Origin of the sequence: Paenibacillus sp. cl123 (assembly GCF_900101595.1) — a bacterium.
Classification (GTDB): domain Bacteria; phylum Bacillota; class Bacilli; order Paenibacillales; family NBRC-103111; genus Paenibacillus_G.
Genome location: NZ_FMYY01000001.1, coordinates 301,426 through 327,537, shown reverse-complemented (window position 1 = coordinate 327,537; position 26,112 = coordinate 301,426). Strand labels below are relative to the sequence as shown.

The following is a 26,112-nucleotide window of genomic DNA, read 5'->3' as shown; positions in this document are numbered from 1 at the left end:
CTGATGCAAATACCCCAAGTATATCCTGTTTAAGCAGCTGAGGGAATGGCCGGGCGGCGTTTAATTGCGACATCTCCGGGAAAAATGGCGGGCAGCCGGCTGTCTGGTGAATAAATCCAGCCGTTCGGCTCATACTAAGGATCGGTGAATCCATTTCCAAGGAGGATGTTCCCTGATGCAGAACAACGTATCTTATCAGCAGTTTCTGGAACAGCAGCAGCAGCAGCGGATGCAGCAGGCTCAGGAGGCTCAGATGGCGCTCGCCCAGTCCGGACTCAGCAACAGCTCCCAGAAGCTCCGCCAGCTGCAGCAGCAATTTGTCCAGGTTCAGACGGATCTTCAGCAAGCCCAGTCTCAGGTCGAGATTCAGATGCAGGCTCAGCAGCGCCGTATTCAAGACATTCAAGGCCGCCTGCAGCAGTGCATCCAGCAGATGGACTCGATCATCCAAAGCTCCCAGTCGCAGCCGTACAGCTCTGCGGGAAGCTCCAATTTGATGTAATCCTAGGCATGCTGCCCAGCCCCCTTCGCCTTTCCTGTATGGAACGGCGAAGGGGGCTCTTTGGCATGCCCCGTCATGCCGGCCTGCGGCGGTCTTCTCCTGCCGGAGACGGGCCTCCGTTTCAGCCTGCGCAAAGCGGCGGCGCGGACAAGAGCCCTGCAAGAATCGTTCGTTTTCTCTCACCAAGGGATAAATGCCCTCATATGATGAAGTAGTTCGTTTCTTAATGTTCCAAGCATGATCGGACCTTGGGAGGACGCTTCTTGCTGGGAAGGAGTACCGTATGAAAAGAACAAAGGTAAAGATCCAGATACAGGCTCCCGGCGCGTCCACAGACGGCTCCATCGTGGCGGTCAGCGATTCGCTTCTGCGCAAATGGAAAATCCCGCCTCACCAGCCGCTCCAGCTCCGGTTCGGTTCTTTCCGTCAGGACGTAAGGGTTATCCCTTCCGGCACCCCGGGCGTGCTGCGTCTGAACGGCGCGCTGGCAGCGCGCATGGGATTGACGACCGGCCACCGGCTCTGCCTGCAGTACAAATCGGCCGCCAAAGCGCTGACGCTCGGCCCGCTGATCGGCGTTATGGTCAGCCGCGTCTATGCCGGAACTCCCGACAAGCCGTTCGGCGCCAATACCGCTTTCTGCCGGGAACTGACCGAGGCATGCCGGCTCTACGGGGCGGCCGTATTCTTCAGCACTCCCGACGATCTCGTCGCCCAAGGAGATACGGTACGCGGCTGGCATTATGCCGGCGGCTGGAAAAAGGCGGCATTCCCGCTCCCGCATGTGCTGTATAACCGGCTGACCAGCCGTAAGCTGGAAAACCGCTCAAGCGTGCAGCAGTTTATCGCCCATGCGAGAGCGAAGCAGAACACGCTGCTGTTCAATGAGAAATACTTGAACAAGTCGGAGGTGTTCGACGCGCTCCGTCATGAAGCCGGCCTGCAGGTGTATTTGCCGGAGTCCCACCTGCTTAAGTCGCTTCAGCAGCTCAAGTCGATGTGCGCCAAGTACCCGACTGTGTTCCTGAAGCCGGTGACCGGCAGTCTCGGCAAAGGGATCATCCGCATCCGCAGGCAGGAGGGCGGAGGCTACGCCTGTCATTTCGCCAGTCTGAACGGGTCCAGGAAGCTTTCGTATCCGTCGGTGACTGCGCTGTATTCGGCGCTGGCCGGCAAGATCAAAACACAGCGCTACCAAATCCAGCAGGGCCTTAACCTGCTGACGGTCGGCGGACGGCCCGTCGACTTCAGGGCGGTCGTGCAGCGCGGGGAGACCGGGCAATGGAGCGTAACCTCCATCGTGGCCCGGATCGCCGGCAATCATCACTTCGTCTCGAACATCGCCAGAGGAGGCACGCTCAGCACGGTCAAGGACGCGCTGGCCCGTTCCGGCTCGGCATCCGCTGCCGGAGGGCTCGCCAAGCTGCGGCGCGCCTCTCTGCAGATTGCCAAAGGAATCGAAGCCCAGGTGCAGGGCCATTTTGCGGAGCTTGGCGTGGATCTGGCGCTGGATGCGAACGGACGCGTCTGGCTGATCGAGGTGAACTCGAAGCCTTCCAAGGAAGATAACACCCCGCTGTCCGCCGAGAACAAAATTCGTCCTTCGGTCAGACAGCTGGTGCAGTATTCGCGGTTTGCCGCGAAATTTTAGGACGGATAGCGAGGTGCAAAGCTTATGCCGACAACCGGAATGCCTCCGGGCAGCACCCGCTCGCTGGGTATTTTGACTACGTCCGCGGAGCAATTTCCTCCGTTCGAAAATCGCGGCTTCTACCGCCGCTTATGCCTGCTCGGCCGCAAGCTCGGCCTGCGGGTGTTCGTGTTCACGCCGGAGGGTGCGGACTGGAAGCAATCCCGCATCGCGGGTTTCTATTACGACGCCGGGACGCATAGCTGGGTAAGCGGCAGCTTCGCCCTGCCGCCGCTCGTCTATGACCGCTGCTTCTGCACGACACGCCGCCAATATGCCGACTACCGCCTTGCGATAGCTGAGCTTCACCGCCGCCCCGGCATCCGCCTCCTCGGCTGCGGCTTGAAGGGGAAGTGGGAGGTGCACCGTCTGCTCGCAGCCGACAGCCGGATCGCCCGGTACTTGCCCGAAACCGAGCCGCTGCGCAGCATGCGCACGGCGGCAGAGTGGCTGAAGCAGTACGGCGAAGCCGTGCTGAAGCCGGCCGGCGGCTCGCAGGGCCGCGGCGTGCTGCATGTGCGGCGCGAAGCGCAAGGCAGCTTCCCGCGCTTCACCGTGCGCGGCCGCGACGCCTGCAACAACGTCATCTCGCGCAGCTTCCCGAACGCCGGCGAGCTGTTTGGCTGGCTGCGCCGGCTCATCGGCCGCCGCCGTTACCTGGTGCAGCGCTATTTGCAGCTGCATACCGGAGACGGCGACGCCTTCGATGTGCGCGCTCTGGTGCAGAAGGCCGCTGGCGGCAGCTGGCGGCTCACCGGGTTCGGCGTCCGTCTCGGGCAGAACGGCAGCCTGACCTCCAATCTGCACGGAGGCGGCCGCGTGGCGGCAGCCGAGCCATGGCTCGCCCGGGAATTCGGACGGGAACGCGCTGACGCTCTTCTGGAAGAGCTGAGCCGGCTCTGCGAGATCGTGCCAGAAGCGCTGGAAGCCGGTCATGGGCGGCTCGCCGAGCTGGGTCTCGACTTCGGGATCGACCGCGGCGGACATATTTGGCTGCTGGAAGCCAATTCCAAACCCGGCCGCTCTATCTTTACTCATTTACACGATGAACGAGCGCAACTGGCTGCTGCTTCCTCTCCGCTCCGGTACGCCGATTACTTGCTCCGTCATGCCGGGGGCAGCGGTCTCGCTCCGGGCGCGGCAATGACTGTGAAGGCATATCGCACGGCTGACCGGACGGAAGGCCAGGCAGAGCTTCGTGAGCAGAAATAGATTCGCGCGAGCAAGAAACAGCCAGTCCGGGTACACCGGGTACAGCATATGCCGATATGCCCATCCGTTTTCCCGGGCTCCCGGCATCCTGTACCTCAAATCAATGCCTAAGCGGCATCGTCCTTTAGGAGGTTCAACATGAGCTTGACAACCTGCACGATTCATGTCGCTAGCCGGCAGGAACGCGTCGTATATGTCAGCGGCGATTTGGCCAAAGCGCTGAAGCTGGCCAAATCCCGCAGCATAACTTTAAAGCTCGGCAGCAAAAGCATCTCCTTGGGGCTCAAGCTGCTGAAGAAAAGCGGAAATCATCTGTACCTTACACCGTCCGTCTACTCCCAGCTGAGGCTGCCCAGAGCGGGCACGACGCTGGTGACCAGCTCGAACGGCAGGGAGCTGCGGCTTGGACCGATGATCGGCATTTTGACCAGCGTCGTCCGTGGCAGCTCGGCTCCCTTCGGTTCGCGGACCGAGTTCATTCGCCAGTTCATGAGGGTCGGAGCGGATCGGGCCTTTTACTTCGGGTTCTCTCCCGGCGACGTCAACTGGACCCAAGGCACGATCACCGCCACCGTCCCGAGAAGCGAAGGAGGCTGGGTGCGCAAGGTGGTTCCGCTGCCCGACGTCGTCTACAACAGGCTTCCTAGCCGCAAGGCCGAGAAGCTGGCCTCCAACAACGCCTTCAAGCAGCGCTTTGTAAGGCGGGGAATTCCGCTGTTCAACTGGAGCTTCTTCGACAAGTGGGATGTATATAACCTGCTCGCCGGAACCGAAGCGTTCCGCCATGTGCCCGAATCCCACATCAATCCGAGCGCCTCGCAGATCAAGGAGATGCTCGACAAGCATAAGTTCATCTACTTCAAGCCGACCGGAGGCAGCCTCGGCATCGGGATTTACCGGCTGACCTATAATCCGCAGCGCGGCTATTACGCCCGCTTCCGCCGGGCCGGACGCAATGTGCTGCTCCGCTTCAGCAAGTTCGACTCGCTGATGACGATGCTGAACCGCCAAAGCGGCGGATTAAACGGCTATGTCGCCCAGCAGGGCATTCGCCTGATCGAGCTGGACAGCTGTCCGATCGACTTCCGCTTCCACATGACCAAAAATAGCTCGAACCAATGGGTCGTCGCCGCCATCGGAGCCAAGAAGGCCGGCAAAGGCAGCGTAACGACGCATGTGCGCACCGGAGGCATGCTGATGACGCCCGAGCAGGTGCTGCGCCAGGTATTCGGCAGTCGTGCCGATTCGGTGCTGTCGCATGCCAAGGAAGCGGCCATCAAGCTGGCGCAAGACATCGAGCGCAACTACAGGCATACGCTGGGCGAGCTCGGCTTCGATATCGGCATCGACAAAAATGAGCGGATCTGGATGTTCGAAGCCAACTCCAAGCCCGGCCGCTCGATCTTCAAGCATCCGGCGCTGAAGGAACAAGGCAGGGCGTCTCTTCAGTATATATATGACTACTGCCTGTATTTAAGCCGATTTCGCGCAAGGAGGGATTCTTGAGTGGAGGGCCGAATCCAGAACACCCGTCAGCGTCCGACCCTTGCCATTCTCACGTATGCGGATGAAAAAAGAGTTTTTCGGGGGAATCAGGAAAATTTTATCGATCTGATCCGGGCCGGAGAGGAGCGCGGCGTGCTGGTCTATGTGATGACCACCGCCGACTTCAAGCTCAGCGGCAAGCAGGCCGTCGGCTACCGCTACCGGGCGGCCACCAAGTCCTGGAAGCGGGAGCTGCTCCCGATGCCCCATGTCATCTACAACCGGATTCCCTATCGGAAGTTTGAAGTGCTGCCGGAGGTGCAGCAGGTCATCCAGACCTGCTTGCGCCATAGCCGGGTCCGGTTTTTCAACCCATCGTTCTTCAACAAGTGGACGATGTTCGAGTGGCTGAACAAATCCAAGCTGACAAAACCTTATATTCCGGAAACGAAAAAGCTGTCCTCCGGCGAGGATATCGACAAGCTGCTGCAATCGTACCCGTTCCTGTATCTCAAACCGATTCGCGGCAAAGCAGGCAAAGGCATCATGAAGGTCAGCCGGACGGAGGGCCGGGCAAGGGCCGGGCAGTTCGAGCTAAGCATCCAGGATAAAACGCGAAGTCAAATTTCACGGTATCCTACCGTTTCCCAGCTCTGGTCGCAGGTCCGGGAGCTTGTGGGCTCCAAGGATTATATCATTCAACAGGGCATCGCCCTCTCCAGCTACAAGCGCCGTCCGTTCGATCTGCGCGTGCTGGTCCAAAAAAATTATAAGGGCCACTGGACCGTGGCGGGGGTCGGCGCCCGTCTTGCCGGGAGATCCAGCATCACGACCCATGTGCCCAGAGGCGGCTCGATCGACGATCCCGGCAAGCTGCTTGCCCATGCGTTCGGTCAGACGGAAGGAAAAAAAATTATTCGCACCGCCAAGCAGGCGGCGCTTCTGATCGCCAAGCAGGTCGAAGCGTCAAGCGGGCAAACTTTGGGAGAGATGTCGATGGACCTGGGTGTGGACAACGACGGGCACATCTGGTTTTTCGAGGCCAATTCCAAGCCGATGAAATTCGATGAGCCGCCGATCCGGCAAAAATCGCTGGAGAACTTGATTCGCTACTCCATTTTTTTGTCCCGAAAAAACGGCAGCCAAGGGTAGGCAGGTGAATGTCAGATGAGCAAACAGATAGGCGTGCTGGCCATGTACATGAACGGACGGCGGCTCGAAGAGCTGTCGTTCTTCCGCAAGCTGTGCGTGTCGGGGGAGAAGCTGGGCGTGGAAGTTCTTGTGTTCACTCCTGATGACGTCCATGAGAATGGGACCCGGATACACACGCTGACTTACAAGGCGTCCGAACGCAGATGGGTGCGAAAGTGGAGCGGTTTTCCGCAGGTCATCTATGACAGATGCCGCTATCACGGGATAGACAACTTTCGCAAAATATCGCAATTCCGCAAGAAATATACGAAGCTCCGCTACTTGAGCAAGCCGCTGGCCAACAAGTGGACGATGCATCAGCTGCTCTCCGAGCATCCGGGCATCGCCCCTCATCTGCCTGCGACCTTGCGCTATAAGAACACCAAGGAGCTGGGCGAATTTCTGAAAAAGCATGCGATCGTGTTCATGAAGCCCAAAAGCGGCACCGGCGGCAGGGGCATTATCCGGCTGCAGCGGCTCCCGGGGGCGAATGCCTGCCTGATGCAGGGGCGTGATTCCGATCGGCGCATCATCTCGGCCCGCAAAGTAACGGTCGAGCAAATCCCCGCCCGGCTGGCAGGCTGGAAGCTTGGCGAGCGCTACATCGTGCAGCAGGGAATTCCGCTGGAGCTGAAGGATGGCAGGGTGCATGACTTCCGAATGCTCGTGCAGAAGGACGGTCAAGGACAATGGCGGGTAACCGGCTGCGCCGGCCGGATCGGCCCCAGGCAGTCCGTCACCTCCAATCTGCATGGCGGCGGGTCGGCGATATCCATGGAGTCCTTGCTGAGAAGCCGCTTCGGCAGCGGGAAAAAGGTGAGCGACATCCGCAAGGAGGCTTATGACCTTGGCATCCGCATCGCTCACCATCTGGAAGCCAAGTTCGGCCCGTTCTGCGAAGCCGGCCTCGACCTTGCCGTCGATCCCAGGGGGCATGTCTGGCTGCTGGAGGTCAACCCCAAGCCTTCCCGCGAGGTGTTCAGCCGGATCGGGGAGAAGGAAACGTACCGGCGAGCGATCAGCCGGCCGCTGGAATACGGCCTGTGGCTCATTCGCCAGAAGCAGTCGGAATCGAGCTAAAGCAAGAACCGTCCGGGCAGCCGGACGGTTCTTGGTCATGCGGGCGCAGCGGCGCTTTCGCCGGCACGCGTTGGCCGCGGCCCATAGCGTTTGGCGAGCGACGGCGCAAATTGAGCGGACGGGCACCGTCACCCGCGGGTTCTGTCTCGACTTCGATTCTGATCTCGGGTTCGGTTCGGAGTTCTTCTCCGGCTCCAACCTCGTCTCCGACGCCGACCTCGTCTTTGGCGCCGACCTCGTCTCTGACGCCGACTTTGTACGATTTTTCGTACAACTATGATCACTTCGCGATACATTTTCGACTATTCATACGAATTATCGTACAATTCCTCTACGTTTGTCCGCCAGTCGGGCAAGTTTATACGATTTTCCGCCCATTTCCCCTACTTTTGCCCGCCAGCCGAGCCCATTTATACGATTTTTCGTTTACGGCCTGGCCGTCCCTTTCGAGTGAGGTCCGGGAGTAACGTTTTCCAAAAAAAACGCTCCGTCATGCGCGCAGCATGCCAAGAGCGTTCTATCGTTGCAGCTTGATCCGGCAGTCAGGCGGGCGATTGCTTCATCGATTCATCCGCCAGCGACAGAAGCTCGCTAAAAGACGCGATGCGCACATCCGCCCCTTCCAGCTCACGGGGCTTGCGGAAGCCCGCATAATCACAGCCGACCACATAGAGGCCATTCTCCCGTCCCGCCTCCACGTCGGAGGAACGGTCGCCGACCATCCATGCGCTGCGAATATTGTGTTTTTCCAGCAGCAGCTTGACCAAATCCACTTTGGAGCGGGTGCGGAACTCACCGGCGCTGTACAGCCCGTCCGGCTCGAACAACGGCTCCAGCCCTTGGTGACGGATCACGCCCTTGACATAAGCCTCCAGGCCGTTGCTGGCAGTGAACAAGCGCACGCCTCGCTCTCTGAGTCCCTGCAGCGTTTCCTGTACCCCTTCATACAGCTCGCCTTCCCCGCGCTTCAAACCGTCCAGCTGAAGCTTAAGCAGCAGTTCATCCGCTCGTCTGCGGACATCACGCCCGTAATCCGGAAGCACCCGCTCCCATATGTGCTCCAGCAGCATGCCGAGACCATTGATAATATAGTGTTCAGGCGGCGTTTCACCCCGGAACAAACCTTCCGAGCGAAGCCGGTCGAACGTAGTATGGTAAGCCGGCAGCAGCAGAGTCTCTGTCCGAAATAAAGTACCGTCTACGTCAAATATCATCGCTTCAGGCAGCGACTTTGTTCCCATGAATGCTCCCCCTCCTACATAAACCTTTACGGACCCCTATGCTAAATTAATACAATCACGTTTTGTCCGTAATGTCAATTGGATCAGGGCCTTGTAGGAAGTATAGCCTCGGATACCTGCGGCAGCGGTACGCGAAAGACGAGCAGCAGTCCGATGATGATGAACACCGAGCAGACGTAAGCGGTTAGAGGCCTGCGGCTGTGCAGCCGAAGCATAGGAAACATCATCGTATCAAACAGGACGGAGCAATACCAGCTCCAGCCGTTCCCGTACTCGATCCGATTCGTCCAAACCAGCAGCAACTCTGTTCCGGAGAAGTAACCGATCCATCTCAGATGATGAAGCAGTACCTTGCTTTTTTTGCTGTTTTCTGGATAATTATTCAAGAACATAAGCACGGCAAGCGGAAAGACGATTAAAGAATATATAAGCTCACAGTACAATCGCAGCATCGGGACATCCGGCACGAACGACCACAATAAATATCCGGCGGTCAATACAAGATACAGAAGACTGCCAAGTATCATGTATAGCGCTGTCGCGTGATGCTCCCCCGATTTCCAATCCCTTGACCGAAAGAAACATATAAGCGTAACGCCTGTCAGAATGAGATGTATGACGCTCTCCTCTTTCCTATGACGGGATGATCAAGCAAGGTATGAGAACCTCTATCATAGGATGCTCCGAAAAAACCGTTTTTTTACATTTCTTATATTAAATTTTCTTTATAATTGCCGGAGTCTGACGAATGCCGTATTTTCCGCTGTTCGGCTGATACATAATATCAAATCCGGTTACCGTTTCCAGATCGCTTTGATGAATCCACAGCTTTTTATTCCTCTTGATCAAGGGATGCGCGAGCCGTGTCTCCACTCCATTCTTGGAAACGATCCCCTTGTCGACTTGGACGATCCAGCGTTCTTCCCCATAATACAAATTGACCTGTCCGCTCTCGTCCCGGATGACGACGCCGCCCAACTGGGCAAATGTATCCCGCAGCGGCACATAATCCTCACGTTTGTCCGGCTCCACGGCCTGGCGCACGATCGTATTGTGCAGCGTTTGGGGGGTGATGCCCGGACTTCCGGCGTTAATACGGGGGATGAGCATCTCGTTGTCTCCGCGGGTCGCCATCTCGGGGACGATCGTGAAGCCGTATTCGATCCCTGCCTTCTTGAGTTCTTCGATAGCCGTCTGATTATAGCTTCCGAAAGGATAGGCGTAAGCGTTGATCTTGCGTCCCGTCAGCCGCTCAAGCCGCCTGGCACATAAGATCGTATCCCGTTCGACCCGCCCGCGGTACTCTTCTTCCGACTCGCTCAACCCCTCCTCCGACAGTCTGGTGGTCAGAAACGGCGCAATTCCATTATGCTTGCGGTGAAGCCGGTTGGAGTGGCATTCGATATCGATGCCGGACGCCGACATCCGCTCCACATCGGCTTCATTCAGAGAAGGCAGCTGGCTGCTGAAAGGTCCGTCCAGGTCCTGTGTAATGACGAAGTTGACAGCCGGCACGTCCATCTTCTCCAGGACCGGCAGCGCTTCCTCCGCAATGCTTTTATAGCTGTCGTCGAAGGTGACCAGCACCGCATTGCTCGGCACCTGTTCTCCCTTCATATAACGCTGGAAAGCGGGCATATCGATAAAATGGTAGCCTTTGTGCTGCAAATAGGCCAGCTGCTTGCCGAAAAGTTCGGGTGTGATCGTGACATTGCTTTGATCCGCCTTGCTGACATGATGGTAGAGCAGTACGGCCACCTGGTCCCGGTAATATACATCATCGGCCGGAGCCAGGGACGACATGGTCACCAGCAGCCCTCCGAGCGCAAACATAGCCGATCGTTTGAAGAAAGAAAGCCGGTTCAATCGCTGACACCTCTTGGTAGAATAATGGAGTGGTTTAATAGAAGGATACCTCTAATAATAACGAAACCAAGAGAAGTTGAATATCGGGCTAATATTAAAAAACGACAAAATTTTCGGAAAGTTGTTTCAAGCGGCGTCAAACGGGATATGGCCTACTCGCCATTCCACGCCTGCAAACTGGCCGAATTGTCCAAAAAGCTCGGCCGGTTATCGGCCCAAGCCATTCGCCGCCGCGCGTAAAGACCACCTCTAGTCTCGGCTAGCGGTGGTCTTGTACGCCATTGTCGCATCGTTTCAATAAAACTTCTTCGCCCCCTGCTCCGCCTTCAGAATCTCCACCGCCTCCCGGAAGCGCAGCGAATGCACAATCTCCCGTTCCCGCAAAAACTTCAGGCTGTCCTGCAGATCGACATCGTCGGTCATATCGATCAGCCATTGATAAGTAGCCCTCGCCTTCTCTTCGGCAGCGATATCCTCGTACAGGTCTGCGATCGGATCGCCTTTGGCCTGGATATAGGAAGCTGTCCATGGCACCCCGCTGGCGTTCTCGTAATACAGCGCTTTATCGTGATTGGCATAATGATCGCCCAGCCCAACGGCCTTCAGCTGCTCAACCGTAGCGTCTTTAGTCAGCTTATACACCATAGTGGCAATCATTTCCAGATGCGCAAACTCCTCCGTTCCGATGTCCGTAAGTAATCCGACCACTTTATCCGGTATCGTGTACCGCTGATTTAAATACCGAAGCGCCGCAGACAGCTCACCGTCAGCGCCTCCGTACTGCTCGGTCAGGAATTTGGCCATCTGAGGATCGCATTTGCTGACTCTGACCGGGTATTGAAGCTTCTTCTCATACACCCACATGCCGATTCTCCCTCCTTCTTCACCTCACGCGCCGGCCAGGCGCCCGTTCATACCTGCCAAGGCCACGGAGCTTCCTTCCACTGCCAGGGGGCCTTGGAAAAGCTGTAGCCGAAGCTGGTCAGCGGACCGAACTCGGCCTGAAATTCCTGCGCAATCTGCATGCGATGCTGCACAAACCGGTTATACTGCTCGATGGCCTGAGTATCATCAGGATGCGTATCGAGATACAGCGTCAGCTCTACGATGACGAAATCAATCGCCTGCAGCTCCTTCAGCTTCGTGTAGTAGTGTTCGGGAACCGTGTGGGACATGCGGCCTTCTCCTCCTTTTTGCGCGAAGCTATTTTCTCGGTTCGTACGGACTGTACAGCGCAGGCCACAAGGTGCCGTGCTTCAGCGCCTCCATCGGGGAAAACTGCGGCAGCCCCGGCGGCTGGAAAGGAATAAACAGCTGGGGCGGGGTGCTGTAGGTCTTTACGCGCATCGGCGGACAAGGGTCAAACGGACTGACATAAGGGTGCCATACTCGGACTTGCTCCATGAGCCGTTCCTCCTCATTTACATAGGCTACCATTATTTATACATTGCCCGGCTTGGCCCTATGCGTATAAAATTTGTTAAACTCACGCTGAAAAGGAGCTGCTCGCTCATGAAGAAACCGTTTGCTCAATTCATGATCGCAACTTTGATTGTCAGCGGGGCCTCTGCCGCCGCTCCGAGCGCTGTCCAGCCGGCCCAGGCAGCCGGTGCGCAAACCGCCGCTTCCTCGGCCGCTGCCGTATCCATCGGCATGTCCGGCAGCGACGTCTCGCTCCTCCAGCAGGATTTGCAGACGCTTGGCTATTTCACATACAAGACCGCTACCGGCTACTTCGGCACGATCACGGCGCAAGCCGTGCGAGCCTTTCAATCGGCATACGGGCTGACAGCTACCGGACAGTCCGACGTCGCTACCCGTTCGGCGATCGACCGGGCGCTGGTGAAGAGGAAGCTGCTCGCAAACGCCAACTCCTATATCGGTACCCCCTATGTATGGGGAGGCGTAACGCCGGCAGGCTTCGATTGCTCGGGCTTCGTTTATTTCATGTTCAATAAATACGGCGTTGCCATGTCCCGGACCAATTCGGCCGCAATGGCTGAGATGGGAACGCCCATCAGCCGTTCCAAGCTTCAGCCCGGCGATCTCGTCTTTTTTGCGCTGAATGATCCCGGCGTCGTCTCGCATGTCGGCTTCTATATCGGCAACGGGGAGTTTATTTCGGCTACCCGTTCCGCGGGCATTTATGTTCAGAAGCTGGACAGCAGCTATTGGGGACCGAAATACACGGGGGCCAGACGGGTGTATTAGCCCGCTCCCGCGATGCAGCGATCGAAAGCCGGCCGGATTCGGCATATGTCCTTGCCCCATTAAAAATCCCGAAGCGGCCTAAGCAGGCTGCTCCGGGATTTTTGCTTACTCCCCGCCGGGCGGGGTTAGTTGATAAACTGCACGGCCTGCAGCAAGCGTCTCAGCGCAGCGGCCGACTGTGCGCGCGTAGCCTGCTCCGCCGGAGCGAAGCTGCCGTTCGCCACACCTTGCAGCAGGCCGGCGCGGACAGCTTGCTCCACGCCGTCTGCCGCCCATGTGGAGACGGATGCGCCATCCGTGAAGACAGTCGCGTGAGCCTGAGCGGACAATGGAGACCGCTGCGGCAAGCCTCCTGCCGCTTCGGCGGCCCGGAGCAGCATCACGGCCAACTGCTCCCGCGTGATCGGCTCATCCGGCCGGAAGCGCCCGTCATCCATGCCCTCCGCCAGACCCGCCCGCGCTGCGGCCCCGACTGCGCCCGCATACCAGGCTTCCGAGGTCACGTCCTTGTAAGTCGAGGCCGCCGGAGCGTCCTGCAGCCCCAGCGAGCGGACCAGCAATGCGGTGAATTCCGCACGCGTAACAGGCTGGTCCGGGGCGAAGCGGTCCGCGGAGCGCCCCCGAACGATCAGCTTGGAGGCGAGCAGCTCGACATCCGCTTTTGCCCAATGCCCGCCGAGATCAGCGAACGACTGACTGCGCTCCGCGACCATATAAATACTGTTCCCCCGGCGCTTCAGCCAGGCAACCTGTGTGCCCTGTTCCTCCCGGATGATCGTGGGAACGAAGCTGAGGTTTCCGTCCGCATCGACCGTCATGCCGGCGGCCTGCGCCGGATCTACCCGCTTGGTCAAGCTCAGACTGCGCTCTACATACACGTTGAAATCGTTAATCTCCATCGTACGCTCGCCCGCTTGCGCCAGCAGCTTGAACTCTACCATATCGGACACCGGCGCAGCGTCCAGATCGGCCAGCTGACGGGCTGCCCCGCTGGCTGCCGGGCCCTCCACCCGCTCTACAGCAACGACAAGCTGCAGGTCCCGGGCAGCCGCTCCGAGCTGGCCGGCCCACTGCGGGATGTCCGCAAGCCCGGCAGGCAGATGATAGGCGGCTGAGCCCGCGCGGACCACGACAACCGCTCCCGGAACCCGGCTCAAGCCTTCGGCCCAAGCGGAGGCGGACAGTTCAACTTGCACTCCCTTCCCTCCGCCCGGAGCCGGGGCCGCTACGATCAGCTGACGGGCAGCGTCCGGCTGGCCGGCCAGAGCGGCAAATGCTTGCTTCAACGCTGCGACCGACACCTCCACGCGTTCTATCGGCTTGCCGTCGCTGTTCGTTCCGCTAACAATATGAAGCGCATCGCCGTTCAGCAGCACGCCTTGCTCTGTAATCGCCGGCTCCTGCGGCTCCGCAAGAGGCAGTGCGGTTCCCGGCCCCGATCCGGACGGCGAACCCACATTCTCGCCGGAATCGCCGCCAGAGTTGTTGTCCGGCTCTTCCGGATCCTCCGGCCAAGCGGCGCGCGCCGTTCTCACCTGCGTCTCCAGCGCTTCGCTCCGGTTGCCGGCAGCGTCGAGCGCCGTAACCTTGAACGCATAGACCGTGTCAGCCGTCAGGCCCGTCGCCTGATAGCCGTATACATCGGCGGCTACCGTCCGAATGAGCGCCGGGCCTTGAAACACTTCATACCCGGCAATGCCGGATGTATCGGCGGCAGACGGCCACCCCAGCATGACGCTATCCGTTCGGATACCCGTCAGCGGAGCTGAGAGAGCCGCCCCCGGAGGCCATACCGGCTTCTCCGTATCGGATGGCCCTTCGCCCGGCAGCGTTGCCGCTCGGGCCGACGGACCGTTCGTGCTGGCGGCGCCGTCCCCGTTTAACGCCTCGATCTTGAAGTCGTAGACGGTCTCGTGGCGCAAGCCGCCCGTCTCGTAGGAGTACAACCGATATACGCCCTCCGTCACCGTAAATGAACCGGCAGGCGCCGAGACAACCTCGGCGTAAACATCGTCAGACACAGTTTTCATATAAACGGTATAACCCTTCACCGCGTCTCCGCCCGCCGAGGTCCAGCTCAGCCTCATGCTGTTCGGTCCGAACGGCTGAGCCACCGCGAAAGCATCCTCCGGCCAGACGATGCCGGCCGTCCCGCCGACCGTTACCCGGAAGGAAGCCTCATGACCTTCATACGAAGCGGTAATGTACGCCATGCCCGGCCTGTGGGCCTTCACGATGCCAAAGGCATCGACAGAGACGACGGACGGGTCGCTGCTTGTATAGCTGATTCCTTCCGCAAGTACAGCATGCTTCCCGTTGTCATAAACGGCGCGGACTACCGTCGCTCCGCTTTCACCCGGCGCAATCATCTCCGGGCCGTCCGCCGCCAGGCCGATAATAGGCATCGGCTCCGGAGTCGGCTTGGCGAAGGTCAGGCTGCCGCTGCGGGCCACCAGACCGAAGTAACCGGGGCCTCTCAGGGCATCATCCGCCGTATCGAGGTAATTGATGATCTCCTCGCCGTCCACCTTCAGAATGATCCGGACCCCGCCCGCTTCATTATAGGTGCCGAGCTGGATGCGGCGTTCCGCGTTGAACGGGAGCATCGTATTCGGAATCGCCGGACCGGCCAGGCTCGTATGGCCCGCGATCGTGCCGTAGATGACGGTTCGCTTGCCGTCGTTATAGCGCTGCAGCTCAAGACCCGACTCCGAGACGACAACCAGATAGTTGCTGTCATTGCTGTAGCCGAGCGTATCGCTCCGCTTGCCGAAGAGCAGGGCGTACCAGCTGCTGGTCGCGTTGATGGTCAGCTTGAAATCCAGCAGCTCATTCACATACTGCCGCCCCTGGTAGACGGCGTGACCGCTGTTGGGGGTCGTAATCGTAATCGAGTCCGCTCCCGTCTGCACATTATTGACCGCGGACGGGTACACGTACCACGAATCGGTATCCGCAACCTCATCGATCAGCGGATGAGTGCCGGTAGACGAGCCGCTCCACACCTTCAGATGATAGTAGCCGTCCCGCTCCTGTCCGAGGAAGGAGCCGCGCAATCTCAGCACCGCCGAGCCCGCCTGATGAGCAGTCAGCAGACCATCCGGCGATACCGTCGCAACCTGCGGATTCAGCGAATCGAATGTGACGCTGTCCAGCTCGATCTTGTTGCCGAACGATGTGCTGCCGAACGCATGCAGCTGCTGCCTCTTGCCCGCCTCGGCAAAGACGATCTGGCCTGTCGTCTGCTCCAGGCGGATGTCGCTGAGCGTATCGCCGACAAATACATCCGCCTCCAGCGTCCGCAGCATGGTGCCGTTGACGATGCTGATCACGACCTTCGTCTGGCCGGTCTGCAGCCCGGTCACTTGCCCTTGGCTATCGACCGCGGCAATCTCCGGATTGTTCGAAGCGTAATATATCCGGCTGCCCTCCGTGCCGACGATCCGATCCTTGCCGTCGCGCGCCGTCACCTTCACCGCCGCCGAGCCTCCGACGTTCAGCTGCACAGGCTCAGCCGACCAGCGGCTCACTTGGCCCGCCGCCAGATCGGCATAGGCAGGCTCCAGTCCCGAGGCCGCAATGATGTTGCGCGCCTCTTCCGGCCAATTGCCGTCAGGCACTACCTTCGTGCCTTCGAACCGATTATCGAAGCCGTTGTTGACGTAATAAGCCTCCGTCGTATAATTGTCGATAAAATCCTGATCGTGAATGGTCACGGCCCATGCCTGCGCCCAACGCATCTTGCTGTGCCACGGCCCCGACTCGCGCAGGTCGATGACATTGCGCTCATACCGCCAATAGGCCGAGCCTTCGTCCGCATACAGCGCCGCGCTGTCGTCCATCTGGTTGCGGATATAGTTGCCGTAAACGAGATTTTTATCCGCCGCAGTCGCTCCGGACACACCCAAACTGTAGATCGCGCCGCCATCGCGCAATCCCATGCCCATCAAGTCATAGATCATGTTGTGCTTGATCCGGATATTTTTCATGACCGGGTCGAAGTCCTTCGCCCAGCCGTAGCCGAAATGTGTCCCGCTATAGGGGATATTGTAGATTTCATTATGACTGATCTCCATGTCGAGCGGGAAGCCTCCGGAGATTGCAGCCGCCGATTTATAGTCCACGCCGATATCATGAATATAGTTATTGACGATATTGTTATTCTTCAGCGTCTTGCGGTGGTCGGCCGGATTGAAATTGTCTCTTACGCCCGAGAACGGCTGGCCGATATTGATCGCACCGCCCGAGATGTCATAAAATTTGTTGCCCTCGATCTGCGAATTCTGAACGCCGTTGTTCATTACGATGCCCGTAATGCCCAGCTTGCTGAAATCATTGCGCTTGAAATTGATCGTATTCGCCAGCTCCAGCATGATCGCGCCGTCCGCCAGCTCGTCGGGCGAGCCCGGGTAACGCAAATAATTGTTCTGGGCGTCTGCATGACCGACACTGGTGCTCGGGCGCATCCAGGTCGTATACCGGAAGCCCAGCCCTTCGAATTGCAGATTGCGCACCGGACGATCGGGTGATGCTCCCTTGATCTCCATAAGCCGCTCCAGCACCGGAGCTGTCACTTCAGCTGTTTCCAGCCGCTCCCATGCCCGGGGCTTGTAATACAAATAGCCGTCCGTGCTGTTGTAGTACCATTCGCCCGGCTGGTCGAGCAGCTCGTAGGCATTCTCATAATAGACCGGCACGGTGGCCGAGGTCATGCCTTTGTTGGCGACGGCATACCAGCCCGGATTCTCCAGCTTGATCTCCGCCTTGCCGTTCGCCAGGGTTACGCTTTCCACACCCGCGCGCGGATTGGTCCACAGCTCGTGGAACACAAATTCCAGATCATCCGGCTTGCTCCAGCCGGCCAGAAACGTATCGTCCGATGTGTAGCCGTTCGTAGTTTTGATCGCCCGGGTCAACCCGCCCTCGCTGCGGGCCCGGGTGGCACGCACCCCGTCTACGAACAGCTGCCGGGTCGCAAAGTTCAACCCGACCTGCGCTTTATAGATGCCCCGTTCGCTGTCATGCTCCGTCCAGCCGGTAATCTTACGGCCTCCGCTGAGGACAGCCTGCTCGCCCGGGTAGCTCTCGTAACGGACGAAGTAGCCGTTGCTGCCCGAATCGCTTTCATCGAAACGGAGCGGCTCGGACAGCGTATAAACGCCTCCCCTCAGCCGGACGACGATATCTCCCGTCATGCTGCCGTTCATCTGGCGCACCAGCCGCTGCGCTCCCGCCAGCGTTCCCAGCGGCAGCTGCTCCGTCCCCGGGTTCAAGTCGCTGCCCGACGGCGAGACGTACAATGTCTGGGCGACGCCGCGAGGCACGACCGTCACACTGATTTCATTGCGGATAGTTCCCTCTGCCCCGCTCACATACACCTTGGTCGTCCCGAGGGCCGCCGCTGTCAGCTCTCCATAGCGGTCAACCGTCGCGATCTCCGGATGCTCCGTGGTCCAGGTCAGCTCCGGTGATGTGGTATTCGCCGGGATTGCCGCGCCTTTCAACAAAACACGGGAGCCGGTTGGCACCGGAGCCGCCAGCGGTTCCAGCGAAATGCCGGTCAGCGGCACCTCGTATACATGCACCGTCACCTCAAGCGGGTTCTCCAGCGCATAAGGCTGGACCGTGATAACGGCCGAGCCGGTCTGCAGGCCGCTTACTACTCCGCTGTTCGTCACGGAAGCGATATCCGGCCGAGCGGAGGTCCAGCTGGCGCTCTGGATCGTGGCGTTCACCGGGTCGAAGACAAGCGGTATTTGAAAGCGAGCGCCCTTGGCGAGGTTATAAGAAGCCTGCTCCAGCGCTGCACCGGCCGCCGGCGTGTAGGAATAAAGGTTAAAATCGTCGAAATAGACGATGCCTGCACTGTCCTTGTACATACCTAAGTAGAAGGAACTGGGTCCCGCCCCTTCCAGGCTGGGCTCTCTGGTCAGCTTCAGCGCATTGTCGATGTAGAAATCGAACACGCCTTCATCGCCGTCCTGCACGAGCTTGATCTCGTACCATTCCCCGCTCTCATAAGGAGCGATATTCGTCCAGCCCTCGGCGTCCTTCTTCGTATAAGCAAACTGCCCGCCGTTCATCGCGAACTTGACCGCGGCGGCTCCGATTTTGGGCGAAGGCAAATAGATCACGGCATTCGTCTGCTCGGCCCGCACCTTGTACGTCAGCTGAAACTTGGATGTCGTCGCCGGCACCTTCCGGTCCAGCGTATAAGTCGACGCGGACATGCCGTTTTTCTCTATCTTAAACACGCGGCCAGGGTAAGCGGCTATTTCCTCTACGCTTGCCTTGGCGATATACGGCAGGGAGGCGGACGGGGCGGCAGGCGGCGGATTACCGGTCCATGTGGATGGCCGCTGCCCCAGCGTCATCGTATCGAAGCTCTCCGACAGCACATCCCCGCCGCTTTGTCCCGCCTCCGTCACTTTGACCGTGACCGTCACCGGTGGCAGCGGATCGTAGGACTGCGCCGTAATAAGCGCCGTACCGACCGCCTTGGCGGTGACAACCCCCGTACGGGACACCTCCGCTACAGCCGGATCGCTGGAGCTCCAGTCCACCGTCCGGAAAGTCGCATCGGCGGGCTGAAAGGCGAGATTAATCGTCTCGCTGACGCCCTTCGTCAGCTGGTAAACCGCCTTCGCCGGCGTAATGGCTATGGCCGGCTTGTAAGCGCGTACATAAAAGTCGTCGAAATAGACGACCCCTGCGCTGTCCTTGTACATGCCCAGATAAAAGGCCGTCAGCTGGCCTCCCGCCTGAAATGGCTCCCGGAACAGAAGCTGCTGCCCGTTAATGAACAGATCGAACCGCCCGGCCTCCGCATCATGGACAAGACGAACCTCGTACCAGACGCCGCTGTCATAAGGCATCAGATTCGTCCAGCTTGATGCGCCCTGTTTCATATAGGCGAACTGCCCTCCGTTCAAGGCAAACTTGATGGAGGAAGTGCCGTTCTTGGGCGATGGCAAATAAACGACTGCCCCTGTCTGCTCGGCTCGAACCTTATACGTCAGCTCGCTGCGCGAGGTCGCCCCGCTGACGGCGCGCTCAAGATTGTAGGTGGCCGTTGACTTGGCGTTTTTCTCCAGCTTGAGCAGTCGGGACCCATGCCCGTCCAGCTCTTCCACCGAAGCCTTCGCTATGTAGGAAGCATCGGGCACGGCTGCGGCAGGCGGATTGCCCGTCCAACCTGCAGGCTTCTGTCCGAGCGTCATCGCGTCGAATGTCTCGGCCAGCACGTCCCCGCTGTCATCCGCAGCCACAGCTGATGCAGCAAACGCGGCCGGAACAGGAACAGCACCCGGAGCGGCCAGCCCCAGCATAAGCGTTGCTATAAGGAAAACGGTTGCAATTTTGCTTCCACGCCGCTTGGCGTTCTTCATCATCATATCCCACCTTTTTCCGATTTGGCCTAAGCCGCTAAGCTGTAAGTCGCTAAGTCGGGAAGCGTTCCGTGAAGACCGCCTCCCGCTTAGACCTGATGCCGACTTGCATGCCGGTATGAAGGATGCTCTTATTTCATTTTATAAATATCGTCCATCAGAATAGCCGTTCCCTTGTTCTCCTGGTACCACTTGTCATAAAACTCGTCGACTTTGGCTCCGCCCGCCTTTTCCCAGGCTGCCTTCGCTTCCTGAAGGAACTGGTCGACGGTGTAGGATTTGCCGCTGACGATCGCCTTGAGCGCCAGATCCAGAATCGTCTTGTTGGAGTTGTTGTTGATCTGCGCCAGATCCTGCGGGAGAATCGGCAGATAAGCTTTCTGCGTAATGCCGACCATCGGACGGCTTTGGTCCATGTAGGCTGTCTTGGCCTGATTAATAATTTCGATCATTTCTTTGTCGGTAGCCGACGGATTAGGCTTGTTGGCCAGCCCGTAGCATTTGCCGAGCAGCGGGAACAGCATGTTCATGTCGCGGTTGTAATCGCGTTCCTTCTTGTTTTTCTCCGCGTCGATCGGCTCCGGGCAGCCGTTTGCGCTGACCTTCCAGTGCTGCCCCTCGATACCGTATTCGATCGTATGGGTGAATGTCTCCGACGCCATGAAATCGATCATTTTGATGACTGACACCGGGTCCTTCGCCGCCGCATTGACCATCCCCGTCATCTGGATCGGGTTGCTCAGCGTCGGACTGAACTGGCCGAACTCCGTTTTCGGGAGAGCGATCGGAATAACCTCGGCATCCGGCACATTTTTCTTCAGCGCGGCATACGTGTTGACATCTGCGCCATTGCCTCCGTAGATGCCCAGCTTGCCGGTGATCCACGCTTGCTTCTGCTTCTCGCCGTTTTTGTCGGTCACGAAGTCTTTGTCCGCATAGCCGCCCTCATAGATCTGCTTTTGGTAGTCAAGCGCCGCCTTCAGCCGCTCCCAGTCATGGACGACCTTGCCGTCCTTCACGTACCAAGGGTATTGATCCGTGCCGAACAGGGTGAAGCCGGTGCCAAACATATTGTTCAAAATAATGCCCGATACAAAGCTCAGACCGATGCCCTGCGTGTCCGCCTTGCCGTTGCCGTCCGGATCGTTGAGCGTGAATGCCTTGACTACCTCAAGCAGTTCCTCCGGCGTCGTCGGCGTCTTCAGGTTCAGCTTCTTCAGCCAATCCGCCCGCACGAACAAATAATGCTGCGGCGCGAGCTGCATCGGGCGGCCAACCGTGTACAGCTTGCCGTCCGGCATCGTGCCGGCTTTCTTCAGCGCCGGGTACTGCTCCAGCATCGCCTTGTAGGTCGTGCTATGCTTCGCAATCAGATCATCGAGCGGCATCAGCTGCTTCTGGCTGTACAGCTGGCCATGGTAAGCGGTGTCGAATTCGAAGATCAAATCGGGCGCAGAGCCGGAGGCGAACATGACATTATACTTTTGCAGCGACTCGAACCGCGGTACGGTCATATATTTGACATCGGCCGGCCCTTTCTCATTAACCCACTTGGTCCAGCGGTTGTTGTCCATCGTGCCTTCCTCGGCGGGTACTGTGCCGCGGTCGTACAGCGAAACGGTGATCGAGCCGCGCTTTTCCTCCGTCTTGGCGCCCTTGTCTCCGGCTTCCGCCGTGTCCGCCGGCTTGCCGCCGGTTCCGCTGCAGCCCGCCGCCATAAGCGCCAGCGCCAGAATGGCCGAAACCGCCCCGGCTTTATTTCTTCTCATCTTCTTGAACATGTGATCAAGACCTCCCCGGATGTTCCTCTTCCTTACATTCAGTTTACTGCCTCTCCATCGGTTCCAGCCAGCCTGCAATCGGACAGCTCCCGGCTATCCCTTGATCGCGCCGATCATCACCCCCTTGACGAAATACTTTTGCAGCAGCGGGTACACGATCAGCATCGGGATGATCATAACCATAATTCCCGCAGCCTTGATTCCTTCCGGCGTCACGTTGGCCACGTCTTCCGCATTCATCGCATTCAGCTCCTGAAGTACGGCCTGACTTCGCACCATCTGCTGAATGAGCACCGTCAGGTTGTATTTCTCGGGACTGTTCATGTAGATCAGCACGTTGAAGAACGAGTTCCAGTAATGCACCCCGTAGAACAAAGCGATCGTCGCCAGCATCGGCAGCGACAGCGGCAGCACGATGCGCAGCAGCAGTCTCCATTCTCCGCTTCCGTCGATGCGCGCCGCCTCCTCCAGCTCCTCGGGGATGTTTTCGAAAAATGAACGCATAATCAGCATATTGAACGTGCTGACCAGCCCCGGCAGCCAGAGAGAGCCGTAGGAGTCGATCAGCCCAAGCTGCTTGATGACCAGATAGGTCGGAATCAAGCCGCCCTGGAACAGCATGGTGAACACAATCGCCAGCGTCAAATACCGACGCCCGAAAAATACTTTGCGCGACAGCGGGTAGGCGGCGAATATCGTGAATACCATGCTTAGCGCCACGCCGACGACGGTGATCGTCACGCTGTTCATAAAGGCGCGGACAACGGGCGTCCCGGCGAACAGCATCTCATAAGATTCCTTGGTGGCCTCGACCGGCCAAAAGGAGACGAAGCCGGACAGCACCGCATCCTTGCCGCTGAGGGAAACGGAAGCCAGGTGAACCAGGGGAAGCAGACAGAGTAGGGCCACTATGGCCAACAGCACATAGTTGATGCCGTAAAACAGCTTTTCGCTTGCGGTTGATTTCATATAAGCATCCTCCCTTCCTACCAGAGCCCTTTGTTAAATCGTTTGGCGATCGCATTCGTGATCAAGACAAGCACCAGGCCGACAAGCGACTCGAACAAGCCAAGCGCCGCCGTAAGACTGAACTGTCCTCCCTGTAGACCGATCTGATAGATAAAGGTGCTGATAACCTCGGATATGTTGGCGACGATCGAATTTTGCAAGACATACACCTGATCGAAACCGACCTCCATCACCCGTCCCATCGCCAAAATCAGCATAAGCACAATCGTGGAGCTGATGCCCGGCAGCGTCACATGCCACAGCTGCTTCCACTTGCCTGCGCCGTCCATACTGGACGCTTCATACAGACTCGGATCGATCGTCGTCAAGGCCGCCAAATAAATGATGGCGCTGAAGCCTGCCTCCTTCCAGATGCCTGAGCCGAGAAAAACCGCGATCCACGACCATTCGCGGAACAGGAACGGATACGCCTCGCCGGTCAGCTTCTCCACCAGCGCATTGACCGCGCCGCTTTGCGAGAACAAGGTAACGACGATCCCGCCGACGATGACCCAGGAGAAGAAATGAGGCAGATAGACGAGCGTCTGCACCGTGCGCTTGAACCACATTTTGCGCGCTTCATTCATCATGATCGCCAGCATAATCGGGAACGGAAAGCCTACGAACACCGTTAAGACGCTGAGCAGCAAAGTATTGCGGATGATCTGCACCGACTGGGCCTGCGTGAACAGATGCTCGAAGTTTTGCAGGCCCGTCCAGGCGCTTCCCCATATGCCTTCATAAAACGTATAGTTTTTGAAGGCGATGACCAGCCCAAGCATGGGCGTGTATTTGAATACGATATAAAAGACCGCCACCGGGATGAACATGATCCACAGCGGTACATTTTGCTTGAAGCGGCGGCTGAGCTGCGACGACCGCTTCCCCGCCGGCAGCGCCGCGCTGCCTCCTTGCCTTACGCTTCCCGCCTGTTCCGATTGCATGCAGGTATTCCCCTCTCTTCGCTCCTGTTGCTGTGTCTGAGCTATTGCCTGTCACTCACTTTAGGGGAGGGCGCCGCACGGGGCAATATTCAGTTTTCTCGTATACCGGACAAAGGCTGCTAAGATTTCTGAAGATAGCTGCGGAAGCCGTTTATCGGCTCGCATGCCCGTCTTGGCCGATATAGCTCTGACTGCAACTCCCAGTATGCCGAAAAAAGGCTGCGCCCAGGCGCAGCCTTTTTTTAGATCGTTTACTTCCTATGCTCCATTTCCTTGCGATAATCGCCGGGCGTCATGCCGACCAGCTTCTTGAAGACGCGGATAAACGACATCGGGTACAAATACCCGATTTTCTCGGCGATCGATTGGACCGGTTCATTCGTCTCCTCCAGCAGCTGCTTCGCTTTTTCGATCCGCACCCGGGCCAAATAATCGACGAACTTCTCGCCAATTTCTTCCTTGAATATACGGCTCAAGGTTTTCGTGTTCATATCGAACGCTTCGCTCAGATGAGACAGCGACAGCTCCTGATCGGCGTAATGCCCGGCGATATAATTGCGAACTTCGGAAGCCAGCATATACTGCTGGCGATTCATCCGCAAGCTCTGAAGCTGCTGCTGAGCGTCCTGAAGCAGCGGGTGCAGAAGCTCGCGAGCGTCACCGATCCATTCGAATTCCTCCGGCATGCCGCTCAGCCGGCTCCAGCCGCTTGCCTGCCACTGTCCCAGCGATTCCTGAGGCAGCTCCTGCATCTCGCGGTTGATCTCGGACTTGAAGATCCGGATCAAGCCGGTCAAGTCCTCGCGAGTGTACAGACCGGCGGCCATCGTCCGGCAAGTTTGCTCCAGCAGAAGCTCCCAATCCGGGTTTCCCAGCCGGTACAGCTGCGCCGTCTCCCGCATCTCCTGCAGCAGCACGTCATGTCCGCGGTTCGAAGCCGTCTGCGCCCAGTGCGCCTCATAGACGTAGACCTGATTGGGACCAAACGAGATTTTGCGCTCGACGGCGGCAGCAGCCTGATGGAACGCGGCAGGCAATTCCTCTCCTCGCTTGACGGGCTCGCTCATTCCGATAGTGACCGTAAACTTCAGATATTGCCCGACCCATACGCGTGCCCGCTCCGCAAGCTGCTTCAGCTTAAGCAGCTGCTGGCGCTCCTTGCCGGTCCCCTCCAGCCGGTAGATCAGACCAAGCCGATTCGGGGCTACCCATTCCGTCCAAAGCTGCTCATTCTCCGCTTCGGCAATCTCCTGAACGGCGCTGCGCAGCGTGAATTTGAACAATGACTGGTCGGACGGGGAGTACTGCTCGGCGAAAGGCGCATAATAATCGATCTCCACAAGCCCGACCGCCAAACCATCGAAGTCCCCGTTCAAGCCGACCTGTCTAAGCTCTCTCTTCAACTGCTCCATGGACCAGGCACGCGACCCGTCCATCAGTTCGTTGAACAGCTGCACCCGGCGGTACAGCTTTCCCTCGGCCTGCAGCTTGTCATAATTATTCGTGTGCTCGATCAGACTTTCCAGCGATTTATCGATAAATGCAAACTCATCCTCCGCCGCTTCGCGGCGCGCTAAGCTGCTTCGCTTGTCGGCGAAGGCGTGAATCCGGCGCAGCACCTGCTCGAGCGGCCGGTAATGGCGGTGGCTGATGTAGGTCATCGCCAGCATACCGCCGGCAATCGCCACGAAGCCAAGGGCAAACCAGACGTAAGAAAAGGCCGAAACATAAGTAAACAACCCGGCCTGCTTCATCCCGATCCGCAGATGCCAGCTGCTGTAATCGGACTGCAGCTCCATCACGTTGCCCTGCTCTCCGCTGCCGGAAGGGCATGTGCGGTCGGAACCTTCGAAGCTGCTGCCGCGGCCGTCGGTCATGCATAAGGACGAGACGCCGTCCAGACTCATCTCCCTGATCAAGGCGTGCAGCGAATCCGTTCTGATATTGACGACGATCAAGCCTTGCTCGCCCGAATAATACGGCACTTTCTTGACAAGCGATACTACCCGCTTGGACGTATCGGGCGTATCGAAGAGCGCAAATTGCCGAATATCGCTCCACATCAGACTGCCCGGCGTTTTCATCGCCTCCGCGATGAAGGCGCGGTCGCCGAATTCCGCCAGCTCGGAGGAAAAATGCTGCATCAGCACTTTTCCATCCGATTCCCGGTACAAATAAATGGAATCAACCAGCCCGACCTGGGTCATAAAATCAAGCAGCACTTCGGTCACTTCATAATAGGCATAAGTAGCCTGAGGCCCGCTGCTGTTGAAGTAACCGGCTATTTTCTCGTTCAGCAGCAGGCTTTTGCTGGCGGCGGTATCGATATTTTTCAGCGTGGAGTCCACAATCTGCATAACCTGGGAGGCGAACACGCCGCTTGCCTGCACCGACTGCTTGCGGACCAGATCGCTCATCGTCATGAAGAACAACAGCATCAGGCAGAACACGACCGCAAAAAAGATCGGGATGTAGGACATAATCAGACGATACAACCATTTTTTTTGCAAGAA

The 26,112-nt window shown here is 58.3% G+C and carries 18 protein-coding genes; 7 read left to right on the top strand and 11 right to left on the bottom strand.

Annotated features, from left to right (window positions below):
• Positions 1-175: 175 nt before the first annotated feature.
• The 6 genes from BLR08_RS01420 (at position 176) to BLR08_RS01395 (ending at position 7,160) form a co-directional block, all read left to right on the top strand.
• A complete protein-coding gene (locus BLR08_RS01420) occupies positions 176-502 on the top strand; it encodes a hypothetical protein (protein WP_072330260.1) in 327 nt (108 codons plus the stop codon).
• Between the two features lie 283 nt (positions 503-785).
• Positions 786-2,153, top strand: a complete 1,368-nt coding sequence (locus BLR08_RS01415) for a YheC/YheD family endospore coat-associated protein (RefSeq protein WP_072330258.1) — start codon at positions 786-788, stop codon at positions 2,151-2,153.
• A gap of 24 nt (positions 2,154-2,177) precedes the next feature.
• Positions 2,178-3,404: a YheC/YheD family endospore coat-associated protein gene (locus BLR08_RS01410; RefSeq protein WP_072330256.1), complete on the top strand. Its 1,227-nt coding sequence runs from the start codon at positions 2,178-2,180 to the stop codon at positions 3,402-3,404.
• A gap of 138 nt (positions 3,405-3,542) precedes the next feature.
• Positions 3,543-4,910: a YheC/YheD family endospore coat-associated protein gene (locus BLR08_RS01405; protein WP_072330254.1), complete on the top strand. Its 1,368-nt coding sequence runs from the start codon at positions 3,543-3,545 to the stop codon at positions 4,908-4,910.
• Positions 4,911-6,041, top strand: coding sequence for a YheC/YheD family endospore coat-associated protein (locus BLR08_RS01400; RefSeq protein WP_072330253.1), 1,131 nt, complete (start codon positions 4,911-4,913; stop codon positions 6,039-6,041).
• 15 nt (positions 6,042-6,056) lie between these two features.
• A complete protein-coding gene (locus tag BLR08_RS01395; protein ID WP_072330251.1) occupies positions 6,057-7,160 on the top strand; it encodes a YheC/YheD family endospore coat-associated protein in 1,104 nt (367 codons plus the stop codon).
• A gap of 542 nt (positions 7,161-7,702) precedes the next feature.
• Here the strand turns inward: BLR08_RS01395 and BLR08_RS01385 are convergent.
• The 6 genes from BLR08_RS01385 to BLR08_RS01360 form a co-directional block, all read right to left on the bottom strand.
• Positions 7,703-8,401, bottom strand: coding sequence for an HAD family hydrolase (locus BLR08_RS01385; protein WP_072330247.1), 699 nt, complete (start codon positions 8,399-8,401; stop codon positions 7,703-7,705).
• A gap of 83 nt (positions 8,402-8,484) precedes the next feature.
• The gene (locus BLR08_RS31975; RefSeq protein ID WP_305367642.1) at positions 8,485-8,988 is read right to left on the bottom strand and encodes a CBO0543 family protein; all 504 of its coding nucleotides are present in this window, start codon (positions 8,986-8,988) and stop codon (positions 8,485-8,487) included.
• Positions 8,989-9,115: 127 nt separating this feature from the next.
• The gene (locus BLR08_RS01375; RefSeq protein ID WP_083537051.1) at positions 9,116-10,267 is read right to left on the bottom strand and encodes a polysaccharide deacetylase family protein; all 1,152 of its coding nucleotides are present in this window, start codon (positions 10,265-10,267) and stop codon (positions 9,116-9,118) included.
• Between the two features lie 294 nt (positions 10,268-10,561).
• Complete coding sequence (locus tag BLR08_RS01370; RefSeq protein WP_072330243.1) at positions 10,562-11,131, bottom strand: manganese catalase family protein; 570 nt, start codon at positions 11,129-11,131, stop codon at positions 10,562-10,564.
• Between the two features lie 47 nt (positions 11,132-11,178).
• Entirely contained in the window at positions 11,179-11,442 is a 264-nt protein-coding gene (locus BLR08_RS01365; RefSeq protein WP_072330241.1) for a spore coat protein CotJB, read from the bottom strand.
• Between the two features lie 28 nt (positions 11,443-11,470).
• On the bottom strand, positions 11,471-11,671 hold the full coding sequence (locus BLR08_RS01360) for a spore coat associated protein CotJA (protein WP_072330239.1): 201 nt from the start codon (positions 11,669-11,671) through the stop codon (positions 11,471-11,473).
• A 108-nt stretch (positions 11,672-11,779) separates the two neighbouring features.
• On the opposite strand from BLR08_RS01360, the gene BLR08_RS01355 reads away from it, so the two are divergent.
• Positions 11,780-12,478, top strand: coding sequence for a C40 family peptidase (locus BLR08_RS01355; RefSeq protein WP_072330237.1), 699 nt, complete (start codon positions 11,780-11,782; stop codon positions 12,476-12,478).
• A gap of 125 nt (positions 12,479-12,603) precedes the next feature.
• Here BLR08_RS01355 and BLR08_RS01350 read toward each other — a convergent pair whose 3' ends face one another.
• The 5 genes from BLR08_RS01350 to BLR08_RS01330 all read right to left on the bottom strand — a co-directional run bounded on the left by BLR08_RS01350 (position 12,604) and on the right by BLR08_RS01330 (position 26,109).
• Positions 12,604-19,866, bottom strand: a complete 7,263-nt coding sequence (locus BLR08_RS01350; RefSeq protein WP_176835385.1) for an Ig-like domain-containing protein — start codon at positions 19,864-19,866, stop codon at positions 12,604-12,606.
• Between the two features lie 131 nt (positions 19,867-19,997).
• Positions 19,998-21,647 (bottom strand): extracellular solute-binding protein, encoded by a 1,650-nt coding sequence (locus BLR08_RS01345; protein WP_072330233.1) that lies wholly within the window; start codon positions 21,645-21,647, stop codon positions 19,998-20,000.
• A gap of 93 nt (positions 21,648-21,740) precedes the next feature.
• Positions 21,741-22,616, bottom strand: a complete 876-nt coding sequence (locus BLR08_RS01340; protein WP_072330232.1) for a carbohydrate ABC transporter permease — start codon at positions 22,614-22,616, stop codon at positions 21,741-21,743.
• A 17-nt stretch (positions 22,617-22,633) separates the two neighbouring features.
• Positions 22,634-23,485, bottom strand: coding sequence for an ABC transporter permease (locus tag BLR08_RS01335; RefSeq protein ID WP_371117077.1), 852 nt, complete (start codon positions 23,483-23,485; stop codon positions 22,634-22,636).
• 365 nt (positions 23,486-23,850) lie between these two features.
• Positions 23,851-26,109: an AraC family transcriptional regulator gene (locus BLR08_RS01330; protein WP_072330227.1), complete on the bottom strand. Its 2,259-nt coding sequence runs from the start codon at positions 26,107-26,109 to the stop codon at positions 23,851-23,853.
• Positions 26,110-26,112: the final 3 nt, after the last annotated feature.